Source organism: Quadrisphaera granulorum (assembly GCF_003149145.1).
Classification (GTDB): Bacteria; Actinomycetota; Actinomycetes; order Actinomycetales; family Quadrisphaeraceae; genus Quadrisphaera; species Quadrisphaera granulorum.
This window is the reverse complement of record NZ_QGDQ01000003.1, coordinates 1-20,256: the sequence shown is the minus strand read 5'-3', so window position 1 is coordinate 20,256 and position 20,256 is coordinate 1. Positions and strand designations below refer to the sequence as shown.

General features: G+C 73.1%; 16 protein-coding genes, 3 pseudogenes and 1 riboswitch. Of the genes and pseudogenes, 11 read left to right on the top strand and 8 right to left on the bottom strand.

The window, feature by feature from the left end; genetic code table 11:
* Positions 1–328 precede the first annotated feature (328 nt).
* A pseudogene (locus BXY45_RS03805) lies at positions 329–532 on the top strand (PIN domain-containing protein); the annotation flags it as partial.
* A gap of 188 nt (positions 533–720) precedes the next feature.
* On the opposite strand, the gene BXY45_RS03800 reads toward BXY45_RS03805, so the two are convergent.
* From BXY45_RS03800 to BXY45_RS03790, 3 genes are read right to left on the bottom strand one after another with little or no spacing between them, the layout of a single operon-like run.
* Positions 721–1,662 (bottom strand): PDR/VanB family oxidoreductase, encoded by a 942-nt coding sequence (locus BXY45_RS03800; RefSeq protein ID WP_109772994.1) that lies wholly within the window; start codon positions 1,660–1,662, stop codon positions 721–723.
* Entirely contained in the window at positions 1,659–3,344 is a 1,686-nt protein-coding gene (locus BXY45_RS03795; protein WP_109772993.1) for an HAL/PAL/TAL family ammonia-lyase, read from the bottom strand. Before BXY45_RS03795 ends, BXY45_RS03800 begins: the two co-directional genes overlap by 4 nt.
* Positions 3,334–4,125 carry an IclR family transcriptional regulator gene (locus BXY45_RS03790; protein WP_211319205.1) on the bottom strand — a complete coding sequence of 264 codons (792 nt, stop codon included), beginning with the start codon at positions 4,123–4,125 and terminating at the stop codon, positions 3,334–3,336. The genes BXY45_RS03795 and BXY45_RS03790 overlap by 11 nt, the downstream gene beginning before the upstream one ends.
* Positions 4,126–4,273: 148 nt before the next feature.
* Here BXY45_RS03790 and BXY45_RS03785 point away from each other — a divergent pair, with 148 nt between their 5' ends.
* From BXY45_RS03785 to BXY45_RS03765, 5 genes are all read left to right on the top strand, one after another.
* Complete coding sequence (locus BXY45_RS03785; RefSeq protein ID WP_109772991.1) at positions 4,274–5,524, top strand: cytochrome P450; 1,251 nt, start codon at positions 4,274–4,276, stop codon at positions 5,522–5,524.
* A gap of 317 nt (positions 5,525–5,841) precedes the next feature.
* On the top strand, positions 5,842–6,345 hold the full coding sequence (locus tag BXY45_RS03780) for a sigma-70 family RNA polymerase sigma factor (protein WP_109773137.1): 504 nt from the start codon (positions 5,842–5,844) through the stop codon (positions 6,343–6,345).
* Positions 6,342–7,523 carry a hypothetical protein gene (locus tag BXY45_RS03775; protein WP_109772990.1) on the top strand — a complete coding sequence of 394 codons (1,182 nt, stop codon included), beginning with the start codon at positions 6,342–6,344 and terminating at the stop codon, positions 7,521–7,523. The genes BXY45_RS03780 and BXY45_RS03775 overlap by 4 nt, the downstream gene beginning before the upstream one ends.
* A gap of 48 nt (positions 7,524–7,571) precedes the next feature.
* Positions 7,572–8,606 carry an ABC transporter ATP-binding protein gene (locus BXY45_RS03770; RefSeq protein ID WP_211319204.1) on the top strand — a complete coding sequence of 345 codons (1,035 nt, stop codon included), beginning with the start codon at positions 7,572–7,574 and terminating at the stop codon, positions 8,604–8,606.
* A complete protein-coding gene (locus BXY45_RS03765; protein WP_211319203.1) occupies positions 8,603–9,448 on the top strand; it encodes an ABC transporter permease in 846 nt (281 codons plus the stop codon). Before BXY45_RS03770 ends, BXY45_RS03765 begins: the two co-directional genes overlap by 4 nt.
* Positions 9,449–9,648: 200 nt before the next feature.
* Here the strand turns inward: BXY45_RS03765 and purU are convergent, their stop codons facing one another.
* The gene (gene purU, locus BXY45_RS03760) at positions 9,649–10,569 is read right to left on the bottom strand and encodes a formyltetrahydrofolate deformylase (protein ID WP_170131300.1); all 921 of its coding nucleotides are present in this window, start codon (positions 10,567–10,569) and stop codon (positions 9,649–9,651) included.
* A gap of 106 nt (positions 10,570–10,675) precedes the next feature.
* Here purU and BXY45_RS03755 point away from each other — a divergent pair, with 106 nt between their 5' ends.
* Complete coding sequence (locus BXY45_RS03755; RefSeq protein WP_109772988.1) at positions 10,676–12,157, top strand: glucose-6-phosphate dehydrogenase; 1,482 nt, start codon at positions 10,676–10,678, stop codon at positions 12,155–12,157.
* A gap of 110 nt (positions 12,158–12,267) precedes the next feature.
* A riboswitch (ZMP/ZTP riboswitch) is annotated at positions 12,268–12,353 on the top strand.
* Positions 12,354–12,402: 49 nt separating this feature from the next.
* On the top strand, positions 12,403–13,698 hold the full coding sequence (gene glyA, locus BXY45_RS03750) for a serine hydroxymethyltransferase (RefSeq protein WP_281270548.1): 1,296 nt from the start codon (positions 12,403–12,405) through the stop codon (positions 13,696–13,698).
* Between the two features lie 146 nt (positions 13,699–13,844).
* On the opposite strand, the gene BXY45_RS03745 is transcribed toward glyA, so the two are convergent.
* Positions 13,845–15,287: a metallopeptidase TldD-related protein gene (locus tag BXY45_RS03745; protein ID WP_109772987.1), complete on the bottom strand. Its 1,443-nt coding sequence runs from the start codon at positions 15,285–15,287 to the stop codon at positions 13,845–13,847.
* Positions 15,284–15,454: pseudogene (locus tag BXY45_RS24675) on the bottom strand (TldD/PmbA family protein); the annotation flags it as partial. The gene BXY45_RS03745 and the pseudogene BXY45_RS24675, both read right to left, overlap by 4 nt.
* Before the next feature lie 3 nt (positions 15,455–15,457).
* On the opposite strand from BXY45_RS24675, the pseudogene BXY45_RS24670 reads away from it, so the two are divergent.
* A pseudogene (locus tag BXY45_RS24670) lies at positions 15,458–15,628 on the top strand (2,3-butanediol dehydrogenase); the annotation flags it as partial.
* A 65-nt stretch (positions 15,629–15,693) separates the two neighbouring features.
* On the opposite strand, the gene BXY45_RS03730 reads toward BXY45_RS24670, so the two are convergent.
* Positions 15,694–16,401, bottom strand: a complete 708-nt coding sequence (locus BXY45_RS03730; RefSeq protein WP_109772986.1) for an NAD(P)H-binding protein — start codon at positions 16,399–16,401, stop codon at positions 15,694–15,696.
* A gap of 102 nt (positions 16,402–16,503) precedes the next feature.
* Positions 16,504–18,495, bottom strand: a complete 1,992-nt coding sequence (locus tag BXY45_RS03725) for a penicillin-binding transpeptidase domain-containing protein (protein WP_109772985.1) — start codon at positions 18,493–18,495, stop codon at positions 16,504–16,506.
* 218 nt (positions 18,496–18,713) lie between these two features.
* Here BXY45_RS03725 and BXY45_RS03720 point away from each other — a divergent pair, with 218 nt between their 5' ends.
* Together BXY45_RS03720 and BXY45_RS03715 are read left to right on the top strand one after the other, a co-directional pair.
* Complete coding sequence (locus BXY45_RS03720) at positions 18,714–19,571, top strand: exodeoxyribonuclease III (RefSeq protein WP_218566885.1); 858 nt, start codon at positions 18,714–18,716, stop codon at positions 19,569–19,571.
* Positions 19,572–19,627: 56 nt separating this feature from the next.
* Entirely contained in the window at positions 19,628–20,053 is a 426-nt protein-coding gene (locus BXY45_RS03715; RefSeq protein ID WP_109772984.1) for an ATP-binding protein, read from the top strand.
* Positions 20,054–20,256: the final 203 nt, after the last annotated feature.

The following is a 20,256-nucleotide window of genomic DNA, read 5'->3' as shown; positions in this document are numbered from 1 at the left end:
ACGGCCCGGTCCGCTGCGACGTCGCAGCGGCCATCGCGTCGTTCGACGCGGGCGAGGAGGCGGACCTCGGTCCTTCCCCGCCGAGTAGCACATGGGCAACCCTGTCTTCGTGATGACTGTCGGGCTGCGCGAGCTGCGCCAGCAAGCCTCCGAGCTCGTGCGGCGCGTCGAGGGGGGGTGAAGAGGTGCCCATCACCGTTGCGGGGAGGCCGAGTGCTCGCCTCGCCCCCGTCAGCCCGCGCTCCTGGCGCACCTGGAGCGACGTCGCCGACCTCTTTTCAGGACCGGCAGACTCCGCCTGGGAGGCTGACAGATCCCTCGTCGATGGCGAGCCGAGCGACTCCGCCGCCTGTCCGTGATCCAGCAGCGGTTCGACGCGCTGCCCATCGACGAGGTCGTCGCGGCGAGCTACGGCCAGCTGGCCGCGGCGGTCATCGCCGCCACGGCTCATGCGCACGGAGCCCGCCTCTCCACGCGGAATGCCGATGACCTGCGCGGACTGGGCGACCTTCTCGACGTGGTCAGCGTGTGAGGCGATGCGTTGAGTCACGGGCGTCACGCCGCCGGCTGACGCTTTGCGGAGAGGACGGCGACCCGCTGCCGCCCTGCACCTGTCACCCACCAGCGTCGGCACGACCGTCCGACGCGCCGAGAGCGCCCTGCGCGAGGAGCTGACCCGGCGCGCCGCTGGAGCAGCTCCGGCGTGACGGCCCCCGCCGCTCAGGGCAGGTCGAGCGCCAGCAGGGGCGTCAGTGAGCGCGACACGCAGATGAGCATGGTCTTGCCGCTGGCCCGCTCGTCGTCGTCGAGCAGTTCGTCGCGGTGGTCTGGCACACCTTCCAGAACACCGGTCTCGCAGGTCCCGCAGTCACCGGCGCGGCATGAGCTCAGCACCCGCACTCCGCACCGCTCCACCGCCTCGAGGATCGTCTCCCGCGCCCCCACGGTGATCGACAGGCCGCTGCGCGTGCGTACCTCGAAGGGGGTGTCGCCGGGACCCGCTCCGTCCGCGGGGGTGAACCGCTCAACGTGCAGCCGGTCGCCCAGCCCGAGCCCGCTGACCTCGTCGATCATCCGCGATGGTCCGCACACGACCACGTGCGTGCCCGGCTGCCCGACGGCCGTGGCGAGCTCCCGCGTCAGGTCGATCCCGCCGTCGCGCGACGTGACAATCCGGACGTCGCCCGGGAGGGACTGGACCTCGTCGAGGAACGCCATCCGTTCTCGTCGCGATCCCACGTAGACCAGCGACCACGCCTGTCCCGCGGCCTGCGCCGCTCGCGCCAGGGGGAGCACGGCCGTGATGCCGATTCCTCCCGCCACCAGGACGAGCCGCTCGGCCTGCTGGGGGCGCGGGAGTCCGTTGCGGGCCAACCCGACGACGAGGTGACACCCCGGCCTGAGCGTCGCGTGCAGGTGCACCGACCCCCCTCGCCCCTGCTCCTGGCGCAGGACGGCGATCCGCCAGGCGCCGGGATCATCCGCAGGCGGGCAGACGGAGTAGCTGCGCACCCGGCCGTCCTCGAGATGCAGGTCGAGGTGGCCACCCGCCTCGACCGCCGGCAGGGGGGAGCCGTCGGCCGCCTCCAGCACCACCTCGAGGACGTCGACGGCGGCGGTGCGCACGGACGCGACGACGACGTCGATCGGCGGCGCGCTCACAGCTGCGCCGTCATCCCCAGCGCCTCCAGGAGCGCGCCGGTGTGGACGAGGTCGACGGCGGCTCGTACCCGGGGGTACATGACGACGTCGCGGGTGAGGTGGTCCACCGGTCGTCCGTCGGCGGACCTCGTCGAGCGGACGAGCTCCAGCGCGGTGCGGGAGGAGGCTCCGAGCGCCGAGCTGTCCAGCCCGTCGACGGCGAGCCGGAGCTCCAGCGCCTGCGCCGCCATGAGCAGCTCGATCCCGACCACCGTCTCGACGTTCGAGACGACCTGGCGAGCGTGGCGACCCGCGTTGTTCGCCATCGACACGTGGTCCTCCTGGTTGGCGCAGGTGGGGATCGAGTCGACGCTGTCGGGGTGGGCCAGGGTCTTGCAATCCGAGACGAGGGCCGCCGCCAGGTACTGGGGGAGCATGTACCCGCAGTCCAGGCCCACCTTCTCGGACGCCACGAGCATGTCCGGCAGTCCGCGGTTGAGGGAGCCGTCGTCGAGCCGGAAGAGGCGGCGCTCCGTGATGCTGCCGATCTCCGTGGCGGCGATGGACAGGACGTCAGCGGCGAGCGCGACGTACTCGGCGTGGAAGTTGCCGCCCGAGAGTGCCTTGAGCCGACGCGAGGCGGGCAGCTCGGGGAAGACCAGGGGGTTGTCGGTGACCGCGTTGACCTCGCGCTCGACGATGTCGTGGACGAAGCGCAGCGCGTCCTTCACGGCACCGAAGACCTGGGGCACGCAGCGCACCGAGTAGGCGTCCTGCGGAGGCTGCCTCGACGGGTCGGTCTCGCGGTCTCCGTCGATGAGGGCGCTGCCTTCGAGCAGCGTCCGCAGCGTCGCCGCGACCTCGATCTGCCCCCTCTGGCCTCGCACCCGGTGGAGGTCCTCCACGAGGGCGTCGCCGAAACCGCGCACCGCCTCCATGGTCATCGCTGCGGTCACGCAGGCGCTGGCCAGGGCGTTCTCGGCGTCGTGGAGGGCGAGCACCAGCTGCGCGCAGGAGAACGACGTGCCGTTGACGAGCGCCAGACCGTCCTTGGCGCCGAGGACGACGTGCTCGACGCCCGCGGCCGCCATCGCCTCGATGCCCGGCACCACCCGCCCGTCCAGCACGGCCTCGCCGGAGTCGCGAGGGTCGAGCTCGCCGGCGGCTGGCCGCGACATGACCAGGGCGATGTGGGCCAGGGGGATGAGGTCGCCGGAGGCACCGAGCGAGCCGTACTCCGGCACGCGGGGGTGCACATCGGCGTTGAGCATCGCCACGAGCGTGTGCACCAGCACGGGCCGCACGCCGGAGCAGCCCTGCGCGAGGCTGGCCGCCCGGATGAGCATGGTGGCTCTCACGACCTCCTCCTCGACGGCCCGGCCGACCCCGGAGGCGTTGGACAGCAGCAGCCGCCAGGAGAGCTCCGCGGCGTCGTCGGGATCGGCGAAGGCTGCCCGTCCTGCCAGGGAGCCGAATCCGGTGTTGACGCTGTAGATGGCGGGAGTGGTCGTGTCCATCCCCTGCACGACCCCGTCCAGCCAGTCCAGGCTCGCCGCCATCCGCACGTCGACGTCGGGGGCGACCTCCACGCGGCGGCGTCCCCGGGCGACGGAGACCACGTCGGTGATGGTCAGAGGCTGGGTGCCCAGCACGAGCGGGGCGGGAGCTCCGGTCTGGGGTCCAGCGGGGGTTTCAGGAGTCATGCGGTCCTCGGGTGGGCGCGGAGGGAGACCACTCCTGGAGAGCGGCCGAGAGGGCGGAGGCGGTGGAGAGCAGTGCCGAGGTGGCGCGGGTGATCCACGCCGGGGTGTCGCAGCGGACGTCGGGTCCGGCAGCGTTGAGGGAGCACACGACCTCGCCGCGGAACGTCACGGGCACCGCCAGGGAGAACGAGCCAGGGTCAAGCTCGCCGCGGGACGTCGCCCACCCGCGCTGGCGCGTCGTCGCCAGGTCCGCTCGCAGGGATGCGGCGTCGAGCGTCGCGGGCGTGTAACGCGGCAGCGGCCCGGAGAGCACCTGCTCCACCACCGGCGGCGGGGCCCACGCCAGGAGCACCCGCTGCCCGGCGCCTGCGTGGAGCGGCAGCAGCTCGTCGACGGCGAAGGAATAGATCAGTGCCTTCTCCGGCTCGGCCTTGCGCAGGCAGACAGCCTGGGAACCGACCCTGACCAGCATCACCACGGTCTCGCCGAGCTGGCGCACGAGGTCGCGCAGGTACGCCGGGCCGATCTGCGCCAGGAACGGCTGCACGACGTACCGGCCGGCCAGGGCCAGCACCGCCGGGCCCGTCGTGTATCGGCCGCGCTGCTCCTCCAGGTAGCCGGAGGCCGCAAGGCGCGCGACGTAGCGGTAGGCGCTGCTGGGTGGGATCCCGGTCCGGACAGCGATCTCCTCCACCGTCAGGCTCCCGCCGCGTGCGACGTCGGAAAGGATCGACAGTCCCCGCTCCAGGCTCGAGGCCGATGCACGGGACGGCGGCTGCACGGCGTCACTGTGGCGAGGCAGCGCAGCAGGTGACAAGACGCCTCTCACTGATCGAGAACGAACGTTGAGGACGGCGCACGTCGTCGTTACCGTGCCGCGGACCGGAGGCCGCGCGGTGCGGCACCGCGGAGGCAGGAGGGGGCGGCGCATGACCACCGCACCGGAGCCAGTGCACGAGCCGTGGTGGTCGACCCTGCCGGTCGTCCCCGAGGACCCGTACGCCGACGAGCACCTGGCAGACCCGTACCCGCTGTTCCGGAGGATGCAGGACCTCGCACCAGTGGTCTGGCTCGCGGCCCACGGCGTGGCGGCGCTCACCCGTGACGCCGAGTGCCGGCAGGTGCTGCGAGACCACGAGACGTTCATCTCCGGCGCCGGAGTCGGCCCCAAGGACCTCCGTGTGGAGGCCGCCTGGCGCCAGCAGGGCATCCTCGAGCTCGACCCGCCGGCGCACACCAGTCTCCGCACGGCGATGTCCGCCGTCCTGTCGCCGCGGGGTGTCCGCTCCCTGCGCTCCCAGCTGGTGAGAACCGCGGAGGAGCTCGTGGACGACGTCCTCGGCGCAGCTCCAGGAGCCGGCGGCCGGACCGTCAGGCTCGACGGTGTCACCGACCTCGCCGAGCCCTACCCCCTGCGGGCCTTCGGCGACGCGGTCGGGATCCCCCGGGATGGGCGCCACGAGCACCTGCTGCCCCACGGCGCCATGAACTTCTCCGCATTCGGGCCCGACAACGCCCGCAGCGCGCAGTTCTTCGCCGCCGGAGCTGACAGCCGGGAGTGGGTGATGCGGAACTGCGCCCGCGAGAACCTCGCCCCCGGCGGGCTCGGCTGGCAGGTCTGGGAACTGGCGGACCGCGGCGACATCACCCCCACCGAGGCGACCCTGCTCGTGCGAGCCATGCTGTCCGCAGGCCTGGACACCACGGTGATCGCCATCGGCAACGCGCTCGCGGCCCTCTCGAGGCGCCCCGACGCCTGGGCCCGACTGCGCGCCGACCCCTCGCTGGTGAAGTTCGCCCTCGACGAAGTGCTGCGCCTGGAGTCACCGTTCCAGTCCTTCTACCGCACGGTCGCTCGCGAGGCGGACATCGGCGGCACCACCCTCCCGGCCGACACCAAGGTGGCCCTCTTCGTCGGTGCTGCCAACCGCGACCCGCGCCGGTGGGGGCCGGACGCTGACGCCTTCGACCTGGACCGCTCCAGCGCGGGGCACCTGGCATTCGGGATGGGCATCCACCAGTGCGTCGGGCAGCTCATCTCGCGTCTGGAGGCGGAGACCCTCCTGGGTCTGCTCGTGGCCCGGGTCGAACGTCTGGAACCGCTCGCCCCCGGCCAGCCCTTCCTGCACACCACGCTGCGCGGCTGGTCGTCCCTGCCGCTGGCGCTGACCCTCGCCTGACGGGGTCGCCGGCCGCCCGTGCAGTTCCGCGGTGACGACCGACGTGCAGAAGTCCACCCCGGGCGCCTCAGGCGGTCTCGCGGACGACTTCTGCACGTCGGTCGTCACGCCTCGGGGTGATGCGTCGTGGCGAGGTGGTGTCACAACCTGGGCGGCGGCGGTGCTGAGGGGGTGTGGAGCTTGTCGAAACCGGACCGGTGTCGGTGGTCAGAGCCGTCGGCTCGTCCGCCGCTGGCCGCCCTGCTGTCAGATCAGCTGCCAGATCAGCTGCCAGGTCCGACGCCCGGTCGGTCGAAAGACCTGGCGCCGTGACCGACATGAGGCGCGATCTCGAGGCGGTCTTCCGCCGCGACTACTCCCTCGTCGCGGGTGTCGCCGCTCGCGTGCTGGGGAGCCCGACGCAGGCCGACGACGTCGCGCAGGAGGTCTTCCTCAGCTTCGCCCGGTCCTCGCCGTCCGCGGTTCCCGCTGACCAGGCGCGGGGCTGGCTGTGCGTGGCCGCGACGCACACCGCCCTGAACCTCCTCCGCTCCGGCCGCCGCCGCATCGCGCGGGAGGACGCCGCCGGAACCCGCGACGCCGCGCTCACCGGTGAGACCGCCCCCGACGTCGCCGACAGCGTCGTGGTCAGCGAGGAGCGCGCCCGTGTGCGCGCGGCTCTCGCACGGCTGCCCCGCCCGCAGGCCACGGCCCTGGTCCTGCGGCACTCCGGCCTGTCCTACGCCGAGGTCGCCGCCGCCCTGCACCTGTCACCCACGAGCGTCGGCACGACCGTCCGACGCGCCGAGAGCGCCCTGCGCGAGGAGCTGACCCGCCCATGAAGCTCACCCGTCACCCTGCCGAGGGTGTGCTGCGCCGCCTGATCGACGAGCCGGCCGGAGTCTCCGACCCCGACCGCGACCACATCGCCGCTTGCGGCCGCTGCCAGCAGATGCTCGCTGCGGTCAGGGACGACGCCGCGGCCGCGTCCGCGCTGCTCAGCGTGCCGTCGACAGCAGAAGGGCAGGACGACGACGTCGACGCCGCCTGGCAGCGCCTGCGCGGCTCCACCGCCGCGAGCGTGCCCGCCGCGTCAGCCGCTGCCGACGGTGCGCGCGTCGTGGCGCTGGACGCCCACCGCGTCAGCGATGAACACGTCAGCACTGCCCGCAGCACCCGCCGACTGACCGGACGCGGCGCGTGGCGCCGCCCGGGCGTGGTGGCGCTCGGCGTCGCCGTCGTCGTCGCTGGCGCCGGGACCGCCGCCGCGTCGGACTGGCTGCGGATCTTCCAGGTGCAGCAGGTGGCGCCGATCAGCCTCAGCCAGGCCGACCTCGCCGGACTCGGCCAGCTGCCCGACCCGAGCGCGTTCGGTGAGGCGGTCGCCACCAAGCCCGTCGAGATCCGGGAGGTCTCCGACGCGGCCGCAGCGGCGCAGGCCACCGGCCTGCAGGTTCCGCGCGTGGCGGAGCTGCCCCGGGGCGTCACCGGGCAGCCGACGTACCAGGTCGGCTACGCCGGCCAGGTCAGCTTCACGTTCTCCGCCGCGAAGGCCGCCGCCTCCGCGGAGGCGGCGGGCGGCCAGCTGCCGCCGGTGCCCGCGGGCCTGGACGGCAGCGTCGTGAGGCTGTCGGCGGGCCCGGGCGTCGCCGCCGTCTGGGAGTCGTCGGCGGGGGTGCCGGCGCTGATCGTCGGCCGGGCCGTCGCGCCCACCGCCGAGTCGACAGGCGTGCCGTTCACGCAGGTCCGCGACTACCTGCTCTCCCTGCCCGGCATCCCCGCCGACCTCGCCTCCCAGCTCGCGACGTTCACCGGCGACGGCAGCACGCTGCCGCTGCCCGTCCCCGCCGACCAGGCGGCCACCTCCACCGCGGACGTCAACGGTGCCCCGGCCACCGTGGTCCGCTCCAACGACGGCACGATGGCCGGCGTGGTGTGGGTCCGCAACGGTGTGGTGACGGCAGTGGCCGGCACGCCGAGCACCGACGAGCTGCTCGACGTCGCCCGCGGGCTGAAGTGACGGAGGGCCTGCGCTGATGGAGGGACTGAGCTGAGCCTGTCAGCTGCCGTGAGCGCCGCGGGCGAGTCCTTCCCGGACTCGCCCGCGGTGTGGTGCTCCCACCTGCGCAAACGGTTCCGCCGCCACCAGGCCGTGCACGACGTGTCCCTGCAGGTCGGGCGCGGTGAGGTCGTCGGCCTGCTGGGGCCCAACGGTGCCGGCAAGACCACCGTCATCAAGATGCTGCTCGGGCTCGTGACCCCCGACGACGGCGAGGTGCTGCTGCTCGGGCGCCCCGCGGGAGACCCGGCCGCCCGCGCGGGCGTCGGATACCTGCCCGAGCTGTTCCGCTACCAGCCGTGGCTGTCGGCCGCGGAGGTGCTCGCGCTGCACGTGCGGCTGTCCGGCGCCGACGTCAGCGCCGCCGAACAGCGCGACCGGCTCGACCTCGTGGGCCTCGGCGCCCGCGCCGCCGACCGGGTCGGCGGCTTCTCCAAGGGCATGCAGCAACGCCTCGGCCTCGCGGTGGCGCTGGTCGCGCGGCCGAGCTTCGTCGTCCTCGATGAACCCACCAGCGCCCTCGACCCCCTGGGGCGCGCCGACGTGCGCGACGTCGTCCTCGGACTGCGGGAGCAGGGCGTGGCGGTGCTGCTGAACTCCCACCTCATCGGCGAGGTGGAGCGCGTGTGTGACCGCGTGGTGATCCTCGAACGGGGGCGGGTGGCGGCGGCCGGGTCGCTGGCGGAGCTGCTCGGCCAGCGGCAGGTGCGGCTGCGCCTCACCGGGCTGACGCCCGCCGCCGAGCAGCGGCTCGCGCGGGCCGGGGCGGTGCACCGCGGGGGAGACGGTCCCGACGTCCTGACCCTCTCCTTGGCTGGTGGCGGGTCAGATCAGGACGACGACGGCGAGCGCTCCGATCGGGCAGTGCCCGAGCTCGTGCGCGACCTCGCTGCGCTCCGTGTCGACGTCCACGCTGTCGAGCCCGTGCGCGTCAGCCTGGAAGACAGGCTGCTCGGCATCCTCCGCGGTGCTGCTGAGGACCGGGCCGCTGAGGACCGGGCCGCTGACGAACGGGCGGCTCAGGAAAGGGAGGCGCGGCGGTGAACCACCAGGTCAGCGTGGTGCTGACGGTCGCGGGGCTCACCCTGCGGGAGGCGTCGCGGCGGCGCGTGGTGCTGGCCCTGGCCGTGCTCACCGCGCTGCTGCTGGGCCTGGCCGGCTGGGGTTTCTGGCGGCTCGCGCAGGAGCTCACCAGCGGCGAGGCGCTGGTTGCGGCGTCGCAGGTGCTCAACCTGGTGATGTTCGGGTTGTCGCTCATCGCGGCGCTGGGCACGGCGTTCCTGTCCGGGCCGACGGTGGCCGGCGAGGTCGAGTCGGGCGCGGTGCTGTCGGTGCTGGCGCGGCCGGTGCGGCGGTGGGCGTTCCTGCTCGGCAAGTGGCTCGGGCTGGTGGTGTTCGGCGGGGCGTACGTGCTGGTCGCCGGGTTGGCGCTGTGCCTGGTGGTGCTCGCCACGGTCGGCTACTGGCCACCGCACCCGGCCGCTGGCCTGCTGCTGCTCGCGGGGCAGACCGCCGTCCTGCTGACCCTGTCGGTGCTGCTGGCCACGGTGATCTCACCGATGGCCTCCGGGGTGGTCTCGGTGGGGCTGTTCGGGGCGACGTGGATCGCGGGCGTGGTCGGCGGGGTCGGCTCGGCGCTGGGCAACGACGACGTCGCCCGCGTGGGCACCATCTCGCGGATCGTGCTGCCCACCGACGGCCTGTGGCGCGGAGCCATGCACGCCTTCCAGGACCCGTCGGCCATCCTGGCGATGGGTCCCGGTGGGGAGGCGTTCCCGTTCCTGTCGATCAGCTCACCTACGCCCGTCTACCTGCTGTGGGCGGTGCTCTGGACGGCGATGGTGTTCGGGCTGGCAGCGGTGGTCTTCGCCCGCAAAGACCTCTAACCCCCTGATCATGGACTTCCGGAGCGCTTTCAGGCCGTGATCATGGGCTCTGTCCCCATGGGCGAGTAGATCTTGGCGATCGGTCGGGTCTTCCCGGGGCGCAGTCGATCGAACGCCAAGATCTGCACGGTCGCGGAGGACAGAGGTCTCGGGGCCGGGCGACCGCAGGGAAATTGCTCCGGAAGCCCATGATCACGGAGTTAGTTGAAGACGACGGTGCGGTGACCGTCCAGGAGCACGCGGTGCTCCGCGTGCCAACGGACGGCGCGGGCCAGAACCTGCGCCTCGACGTCCTGCCCGATGGCCTGCAGCTCGGCCACCGTCATGCCGTGGTCGACGCGGTGGACGTCCTGCTCGATGATCGGGCCCTCGTCGAGGTCGGGCGTGACGTAGTGCGCCGTCGCCCCAATGATCTTGACGCCGCGCACGTGCGCCTGGGCGTACGGCCGCGCGCCCTTGAAACTCGGTAGGAACGAGTGGTGGATGTTGATGGCGCGCCCGTTCAGCGCCCGGCACAGCTCCGGCGACAGGATCTGCATGTAGCGCGCCAGGACGATCAGCTCCACGTCGAGGGAGTCCACCAGGCCCAGCAGCGCCGCCTCCGCGGCCTCCAGCGAGCCGGGCTCGCCCGCCGGCACCGCCCTGCTGACCGGCAGGTGGTGGAACGGCACGCCGTAGAAGCCCGCCAGCGGCTCGAGGTCGCGGTGGTTCCCGGCGACGGCGACGACGTCGACCGGGAGCTGCCCGGCGCGCGTGCGGAACAGCAGGTCGTTGAGGCAGTGACCGGCCTTGGAGACCATGACCAGGGTCCGCAGGCGACGCCCCACCTCGTCGAGGGTCCAGTCCATCCCGAAGCGGTGGGCCACCGGGGCAAACGCCCCGCGCAGCGACGGCTCGTCCAGGTCGACGCTGACCTGCACGCGCATGTGGAAGCGCCCGGTGTCCGGGTCTCCGAACTGCTGGCTGTCGGTGATGTTGCCGCCGACGTGCGCCAGCACCCCGGTGACCGCGTGGACGATTCCCGGCCCGTCGGGGCAGCTCAGCGCGACGACGTAGTGCTTCGGAAGATCCGGCGAGGGGGTCGACGACGGAGTCGACGCTGGGGACGGTGCGGCAGACACGACGGGCCAGCGTAGCCAGCCACGGCGAGGTTTCCGCCGGTTTGGTCGGGGTGGAGTGCGCGCCCTGCGACACGCGGCGGGCCCTGCGCTAATACGGTTGCCGATCGTGAGCGACTCCCGCCCCGACACCCCGAGCTCCGGCCCCGACGACGCGGCTGAGGCGCCGACGCCGTCCGCCGTCTCCACACCCACCGTCTTCGTGCTGTTCGGCGCCACAGGCGACCTGGCCGCCCGCATGGTGATCCCGGCCTTCGGTGCCCTCGCCAAGCAGGGCCTGCTGCCCGACAACTGGCGTCTCATCGGCAACGGCCGTGGGCACCAGACCGATGACGAGTTCCGCGAGCACGTCAAGGGCGTGCTCGACAAGGCCAAGACCGGCCTGTCCGGCCGCCAGTGGCGCACGTTCTCCGCGTCGCTGCGCTTCGCCGGGGGTGGCTTCACCGAAGCCGACCCGGGCGACCTCGCCGACGTCGTCGCCGAAGCCAAGGACGACCTGGGCAGCGACGACGTGCAGCTCGTCCACTACATCGCGCTGCCGCCGTCGACCTTCGAGTCGTACACCAAGGCCCTGGCCGCGCACGGCCTGGCCGACCGCGCCCGCGTGGTCTACGAGAAGCCGTTCGGCACCGACTCCGAGAGCTTCGAGCGTCTCGACAAGCTCGTGCTGTCGATCTTTCCGGAGGAGCGGGTCTTCAGGATCGACCACTTCCTCGGGAAGGAAGCCACGCAGCAGCTGCACGTCCTGCGGTTCAACAACCGCATGATGGAGCAGGTCTGGAACCGCTACCACGTGGCCGCCGTCCAGATCGACATCCCCGAGACGCTCGGGGTGAGCAACCGCGCCGGCTTCTACGACGAGACCGGCGCCACCCTCGACATGCTGGTGACCCACCAGCTGCAGGTGATGGCCGAGGTGGCGCTCGAGCCGCCGGTGGACAGCTCCCCGGAGGCGCTGCTCGAGGCGCGCGAGGCGGTGCTCAAGGACTTCCGCCCGATGAGCCCGGACGAGGCCGTGCTCGGGCAGGTCGAGGGATACCGCGACATCGACGGCGTCGCCGACGACTCCCAGACCGACACGTTCGTGGCGGCCAAGGTGTGGATCGACAACGACCGCTGGGAGGGCGTGCCCTTCCTCCTGCGCACCGGCAAGCAGCTCAAGGAGAGCCACCAGCACGTGACGCTGGTGCTGCGCCGGCCGCAGACCCGCGGCTTCGGGGAGCGCCCGCCGCGCCCCGAGACCATCGCGTTCTCGCTGGCCGGCAACGGCACCGTGGCCGCCACCGTCACCGCGCAGCGCCCCGGCGCCCCCGGTGACCTCGTGCCCGGTTCGCTCCTGCTGGACCTCGAGGACCTGCCGCGCGCCGAGCCGCTGCCCGCGTACGCCTCGCTGCTGCGCGACGTGCTGGCCGGTGACCGGGCGCTGTTCACCACGGCGACCGGCCTGCGCGAGGCGTGGCGGGTCGCGGCTCCGCTGCTGGCCAACCGGCCGCCGGTGCAGCCGTACGCGCCGGGCTCGTGGGGGCCGGAGGCTGCCAAGGAGATCGCGGCGCCTCACGGCTGGTTGGCCCAGCACTCGTTGGAGAGCTGACCCACCCCCGTTCGTGATCATGGGCGTCCGCCACCCTGTGCAGGGTGGCGGACGCCCATGATCACGTTGGGGGGCAAAGGGGTCGACCGGGCGGCCCGTGGCGTCTACCCTGGTCGTGTCGCGACTGGCGAAGGTGGGTCACCACCGGGGAGCGGCGGGAAAGCAACGGATCGGGTCGTCCGCCTGGGCCTGGTCGTGAGCAGTGCTAAACGCCCGCAGACCGCCAGACCCACGAGGAGCACCCCGTGACGCAGACCGCTCTGCCCGCCCAGTCCCTCACCGACGCGCCGCTCTCCGAGGTCGACCCGGAGATCGCTGCCGTCCTCGACGGCGAACTCCGCCGCCAGCAGGACACCCTCGAGATGATCGCCAGCGAGAACTTCGCGCCTCGCGCGGTGCTCGCGGCGCAGGGTTCGGTGCTCACCAACAAGTACGCCGAGGGGTACCCCGGTCGCCGCTACTACGGCGGCTGCGAGCAGGTCGACGTCGCCGAGGAGCTCGCCCGCGAGCGCGCCAAGGCCCTCTTCGGCGCCGAGCACGCCAACGTCCAGCCGCACTCCGGCGCGCAGGCCAACGCCGCCGTCATGCACGCGCTGATCCGCCCGGGTGACACGATCCTCGGTCTCGAGCTGGCCCACGGCGGCCACCTCACGCACGGCATGAAGGCCAACTTCTCGGGCCGGCTGTTCGACGTGGCCAGCTACGGGGTCGACCCCGAGACGTTCCTCGTGGACATGAACGTCGTGCGCGATGTCGCCCTGGAGCGCCGCCCCAAGCTCATCATCGCCGGCTGGTCCGCCTATCCCCGTCACCTCGACTTCGCCGCGTTCCGTGAGATCGCGGACGAGGTCGGCGCGCTGCTCATGGTCGACATGGCGCACTTCGCGGGCCTCGTGGCCGCGGGCCTGCACCCGAGCCCGGTGCCCTACGCCGACGTCGTGACCTCCACCGTGCACAAGACGCTGGCCGGTCCTCGGTCCGGCCTCATCCTCAGCCGCGCCGAGCACGCCAAGAAGCTCGACTCCGCGGTCTTCCCGGGCCAGCAGGGCGGCCCGCTCATGCACGTCATCGCCGGCAAGGCCGTGGCGTTCAAGATCGCGGCGTCGGAGGCGTTCAAGGAGCGCCAGAAGCGCACCCTGGAGGGCGCGAAGCTCCTGGCCGACCGTCTGCTCCAGCCCGACGTCGACGCCGTCGGCGCCTCCGTGCTCACCGGCGGCACCGACGTGCACCTGGCCCTGGTCGACCTGCGCCGCTCCGAGCTCGACGGTCAGCAGGCCGAAGACCGGCTGCACGCCGCGGGCATCACCGTGAACCGCAACGCGGTGCCGTTCGACCCTCGCCCGCCGATGGTCACCTCCGGACTGCGCATCGGCACGCCCGCGCTCGCCACGCGTGGTTTCGGTGCCACGGAGTTCGCCGAGGTCGCCGACATCATCGCCGGGGCGCTCGACCCCGCCGCCGACGTCGCGCCGCTGCGTGAGCGCGTCCGCACCCTGACGGAGGCCTTCCTGCTCTACCCGGGCATCACCTCCGCCCAGTAATCCCCTCACCCCCCGCCGTGATCATGGACGTTGTGCACGAATCCGTCCGTGATCATGGGAGTTGTGCACGCGTGTCGTGCATAACTCCCATGATCACGCTGAGTTCTGTGCACAGCGTCCATGATCACGCTGGGGGTGAGCGGGGGTCAGGTGGCGGCGCCTCCGGTGATGTTCCACGAGGCCAGCCGCAGGGGCGGGACGACGACGCGCGCCGTCCCCGCTGACCCGAACGTCAGCGCCCGCGGCAGCGCCTCAACCTCGGAGCCGACCGCGACGGACCCGGGCGCCAGCGCCTCCAGGTAGGACTGCGTGAACCGCAGCACCCCCACCTGACCGACGATCTGCCCGTCGCGCACGAGGAACGTGCCGTTGCGGGTCAGCCCGGTCCAGACCGACCGCCGCGCCTCGGCCAGACGCGTGTACCAGAGGTCGCACACCAGGAGCCCGCGCTCCATCCCGGCCACCAGGTCCTCGAGCGACCCGCCGTTCCCGGGAGCCAGCACCGGCGCCTGGGCCACCGGGCCCCACGTGTCGGCGGCGTCGAAGGCGCCGGCTGCCCTCTGGAGACCGGCACGCTCCGCCTGCTCAGCCAGCGCGGCAGCGGTCCGACGGTCAGCGGTGACCCCGCACGGCACCCCGTCCCGCACCAGCTCGGTCCGCGTCGCGGGCGTCCCCTCGGTGTCGAAGGGCAGCGCCGTCGAGCCGGCGTCGAGTGGGTCGTCCAGCAGCGTGAGCGCCGGGTCGAGCTGCTGCTCGCCGAACCGCGCCCCGCTCGTATCCTCCAGCACCCCGCGGCCGTTGAACGTGGAGCTGAGGAGTCCGGCGACGACGTCGACCACCGCGTTCGGCGCCAGCACCACGGGCCACGTGCCGCGCTCCACGGTGGGCCACGTGCCTTCCCGCTGCGCCACGGTCCAGCGCAGCGCCTGCGCGCCGAGGGCCGCGGCGTCGAGATCCCCCAGCGCTCGGGCCGTAGCGCGTGCCACGCCATCGAGCCGCACCTCGGGTGAGAGTGAGCCGCGGGCGATCCCGTCGACGGTCGCCGACGTCGACGACGCGCGGACGTGGTGCCCTGCCGTCGTGGCGAGCGTGCTGGTCAGCGAGGTCGTCTGCGTGTAGCCGGCGGTGACGAAGCCGCCGGCAGCGGCGTCGAAGTCGGCGACAAGCCGTGCCCTCTCGGTGGGGCCGGCGGCGGCCGTGGCCTCGTCGGCGCCGGGCCCGCCCTCAGCTCCGGGTGTCGGTGCAGTCACCCCGGGCCAGCGCTCGTCACGAGGGCTCAACCGGGCGGCGGCCAGCGCAGCGGAGACCAGCTCGGTGAGCGCCGTCGTCGTCGTCCTGGTGCTGGACACCGACGCGCTGCGGCTACCGTCGAGGGCGACGCGCAGGTGGACGGTGGTCCTGTCGTCGTCGGTGTTCTGGTGGATCTCGGAGTTGGCGAAGCGCGTCAAGGCCAGGCGGTGGTGGTCGGCGCGCGCGGTGGCTTCGACACCGCTGCCACTGACAGCACCACCCTGGAGGCGCACCTCGTCGAGCACCTGCTCCACGAGGAGGTCGAGCCGGTTCTCGGTGCTCAACTTCTCGGTGCTCATCCGCGCACCCCCACCCGGACGCCGGTGAAGCGGGCGGGCGCGGCGCCGTGGCCGGTGTGCCCGACCTGGCCGGGCTGGCCCTTGCCGCAGTTGGGGGTGCCCCAGTCGCGCCACTCGCCGGGCTCGCGGCCGGCCAGCATGTCCAGGCTCTGCCAGAAGACCGGGCCGGCTACGCGGGCGACCACCCGGCCACCATCCGGCTCGCGCAGGAGGGGAAGGTCGACCTCGCGCCCTTCATCACCCACCGGATCGGCCTGGACGAGCTGGTCGACGTCGGCTACGACACCCTGCTCCACCGCACCGAGACGGCGGTGAAGATCCTCGTCAGCCCCACCGCCTGACCGTGATCATGGGAGTTGTGCCTACCGCGGTAAGCACACGTCCCGTGATCACCAAGGGGTGCGGGTCAGGCGGCGGGAGCGGGCGTCAGGGAGCGCGTGACCGCCGCCTCGACGGGCTCCTCGCCTGCCATGAGCTCCAGTACCGGGTCCTCCTCGGCGGGCAGCAGTGCCGGCGCACGCAGCAGGGCGGCCACCACTGCGGCGACGTCGTCCCGAGAGACCTGTCCTCGCGGAAGCGACCGCTCCAGCGACACCGTGCCGGCACCCGGCTCGTCGGTCAGGCCGCCAGGCCGCAGGACCGCCAGCTCGAAGGCCCCGCCGAGCGCCCGGCCCAGCAGCTCCTCCTCGGCGGCAAGCTTGGCGCGCAGGTAGGCCACGAACACCGGGTCCATACCGTCAGGCGTCGCGCCGTCACGCATGGCGTCGACCCCGTAGGAGCTCACCAACACGTACCGTCGCACGCCCGCGGCCTGCGCGGCGTCGGCGAGCAGCACGGCGGCGGCCCTGTCGACGGTGTCCTTGCGGACCTCGCCGCTGCCCGGCCCGGCGCCGGCCGCAAACACCACGGCGTCCGTTCCCTGGATAGCGTCAGCGACTTCCTCGGCGTTCGCGGACTCAAGATCGAGGACGATGGCGCGGGCGCCGTCCGCCTCGACATCGCCCACATGGTCGGGGTTCCTGATCAGGCCCACGACCTCGTCGCCACCTGCGACCAGCAGGCGGGTGAGGCGGCGGGCGATCTGTCCGTGGGCTCCGGCGATGGCGGCGAACACGCCGTCAACACTGCCCCGCGGCTGGCGGCTGCGCCTCCCGGGTGCGCACAACTCCCATGATCACGACTGGTTGTGTGCACAACTCCCATGATCACGGCGGGGTCAGGAGGAGGGGAGAGCGCGGAGGAGCGACTCGGCCACCGGGACGGCCGTCGTTGCGCCTGACGTGCCGTTCTCCGCGAGCACCGCGAACGCCAGGTCACCGCGGAAGCCGATCACCCACGCGTGCGTCGGCAACGGGTTTCCGGAGCCGAACTCCGCCGTCCCCGTCTTCGCGCTCACCGGCGCGCCCGGCACATCAGCCAGCGCCTTGGCGGTGCCCGACGTCACGACCTGCCGCATGAGGTCCCTGACGACGGCGAGCCGCGCCGCGTCCGGCTGCGGCGCCGCAGAGGTGCTTGCAGCCGGCGCCGGGTCGAGCACGAGGTGCGGCGCCGTCCAGCTGCCCCGGGCGATCGTCGAGGCCGCCACCGCCATCGCCGCCGGGCTCGCCAGCACCGTGCCCTGGCCGATGGACGCGGCGGCGCGGGCGACGGCGTCGTCGTCGGCAGGCACCGAACCGGTGAACGCCTTCATCCCGAGACCCGCGTCCCAGTCACCGCCGAGCCCGACCGCCGCCGCGGCGGTCGGCAGGTCCTGCGCGCCGAGGCGACTCGACAGCCCGACGAACGCGGTGTTGCACGACTGCGCGAAGTCCGTCGCGAACGGCACGTTGCCCAGCGCCTCACCCTCGAAGTTCTGGAAGCTGCGCCCATTGACGGTGGCCGTCGGCGGGCACGCCACCGTGTCCTGCGGCGTCAGCCCGGTGGCCAGCAGCGCCGTCGTCGAGACGGCCTTGAACGTCGAGCCGGGCGGGTACTGCCCGTCCAGCGCCCGGTCCGCGCCCGTGGTGGGGGTGTTGGCCACGGCGAGAAGGTCACCGCTGGGGATGTCGACGACGACGAGCGCCGCCGCCGGCTGCGCGTCCTTGCTCTTGGCCGTGGCGAGTGCGGCGTCGGCCGCCTGCTGCACGCCAGCGTCGAGGGAGAGCCTCACGGACTGCCCCGCCACCGGGTCGGAGGTGAACAGTGCCCGCGGCTCGGCAGCGGCGGCAGCGTCGCCACTGGAGGCGCGCGTCGAGGCGGACGCGCTGGCGCCGTCCGCACCGTTGGTGGCGGGCAGCGCCTGCACCGTCGTCCCCGGCGTTCCGGCAAGGCGCTCGTCATAGGTGCGCTGCAGCCCCGACAGCCCCGTCGTGTCGCCCGACGCGATGCGCCCGTCGCTGGCGTCGACGATCTCCTTCGTCGCCTGCCCCACACGACCGAGCAGCGCCCGCGCGAACGCCGGGGTCGGCGCCAGCGGCAGCGTCGATTCGCGGAACACCGTGCCCGGTAGGGGCTGCAGCTGCGCCTTGACGGCGTCGTAGTCGGCGCGGCGCAGCGTGATCACGGGCACGAAGGCCGTCGGTGCGGCGCTGCGGATGCGCTGGGCCAGCGCGTCGCCGTCGACGTCGACGATCCCCGCCAACTGGGCCGCCAGGCCCGCCGGGTCGGTGGTGCGGCTCGGCTGCACCCCGACCTCGACCACGGGGGAGTCCGCCACGATCGGCTGGCCGTCACGCCCGAGCACCTGGCCGCGCGCCGCGGGCGTGCGCTGCACAGCGAGCCGCTCCCCGGCCTTCAAGCTCGGCTCGACGACGGCGGGCGTGAACACCGCACCCCACGCGCCGTCGCCGTCGTCGTCCCCTCCGGCGCCCTCAGCAACCGGCGCGAGCCGAGCGGACGTCGTGTACGACCAACCCGCGCCGACGTCCCAGCTCACCGCGAACTGCGCGCTGGGCTGGTCGGCGCCGGCGTCCACCGCGCTGACCTCGACGCGGGGCTTGAGGCCGTCCATCCCCGCGACCAGGGCCGCGTACTGCTTCGCGGCGTCCGGAGCTGGGGTGCCGGCGCTGTCCACGAGGGTCGCGCGGCTGAGGTCGCCCGCGGCGAGGCCGTCCGCGAGCGCCTGCGCCGCCGTGCGGGCAGCGTCGTCGCGTTCGCGACCCTGCCAGACGACGAAGGTCGCGACCCCCGCCGTCAGGAGGGCCACGGCGACGCCGGAGGCCACCAGCACCGTTGTTCGTCGAGGGGCCCGTCGAGAGGTCCGCCCAGGCGTCCCGCGGACTTTCCGCTGGCGCTCGGGAGGGGCGGCGGCTCGTCGTCCGGACACCGTCGCAGTCAAGCGGACACGGCCGCCTGTCCGCCGCCGAACGCCGCCGCCGCACGAGATCACCGCACGAGATCACCGGGGCCGGTCAGCGGCGCGCGAGGGCGTCCCGGCACCATGCCGGGGTGTCATCGATCTCCATTGCCACCGTGAACGTCAACGGCATCCGCGCCGCGGTCCGCCGCGGCATGCCCGCCTGGCTCGAGCAGCGCAACCCCGACGTGCTGGCCCTGCAGGAGGTCCGCGCCGACGACGCCACCCTCACCGGCCTGCTCGAAGAGTCCCTCGGCGGGGGCTGGCACGTGGCGCACGTCGAGCCCACGGACGCGGGCAGCAAGGGACGCGCGGGGGTCGCCGTCGCCACCCGCCTGCCTGTCGGTGAGCAGCGCACCACCATCGCGGAGCGGTTCGACGGCACGGGTCGTTGGGTCGAGCTCGACGTCGAGACGCCTGCCAGCCCGTCCGGAGTGGTGACGGTGGTGTCGGTGTACATCCACTCCGGTGAGGCGGGCACGCCCAAGCAGGACGACAAGATGGCGTTCCTCGACGCCGTGCGCGCCCGCATGACCGCGTTGCACGCCACCGCGGCGGCCGGCGGCCCCCAGGCCGTGGTCTGCGGCGACCTCAACATCGCCCACACCGAGCGCGACATCAAGAACTGGAAGGGCAACCTCAAGAAGGCGGGCTTCCTGCCCGAGGAGCGGGCCTACCTTGACGCCTGGGCCGCGCAGGGTTGGGTCGACGTTGCCCGCCACCTCGCCGGCCCGGTTGACGGTCCCTACTCCTGGTGGAGCTGGCGCGGGCAGGCCTTTGACCGCGACACGGGCTGGCGTATCGACGCTCACTGGGTCACTCCGGGCCTCGCCGAGCGCGTCACCGCCTGCCAGGTCGACAGGGCCGCGACCTATGCCGAGCGCTTCAGTGACCACGCGCCCGTCGTCGCCACCTTCACCGACGACGACGGCGACCGCCAGATCCCGTGATCGTCAGATCTGGCGGTCGCCGGGCGTGGCGGCCTCCGCAGGGCTACCGTCGGGGCATGCCCGAGCAGGTAGCGAAGGGCGGACTCGCACCGGTCACGCTGCTGGCCGGAGGTGCGCCGGTCGCCGAGCTGACCATGGCGCGTGTGCCGGCGTCGGTCGGCCACGTGCGCCTCCTCGTCGACGATGCCCTCACCGATCACGGTGTCACCGACAGGTCCCTCATCGACGCCGCCGTGCTGCTGGCCTCCGAACTGGCGACGGACGGCGTGCGCCACGGCGCCGGCAATGACCTCCACGTCGAGCTGTCCCTCGGACCGCGCCGTGTGCAGCTCACCGTCACCACGGCCTCGGAGCGCCGCCCCGGGGACCCGGCGCCCGCCATCGCCGGGCACAGCCAGCAGCTGCTCGACATGCTCACCAGCGCGTGGGACGTGCGCAGCAGCGCCGGCCAACGCGTCGCCTGGTACCGCCTCGACCGCTGATCGCTCAGGGAAGGTGCTTGGCGGCCTCGGCGCTCTGGGCGAGGCCACGGTCATAGGTCCACAGATGGACTGGAATCCGTAGACGACGCCTGAACTCTGAGAGCTCAGTGAGCCTTTGCCACTAGGACTTTGAGTGGTGACGCTGCGTCACACGGTGTGGTGGTGCTCCAGGTGCAGCACCACCAGCGCCGCAGCGACGATGG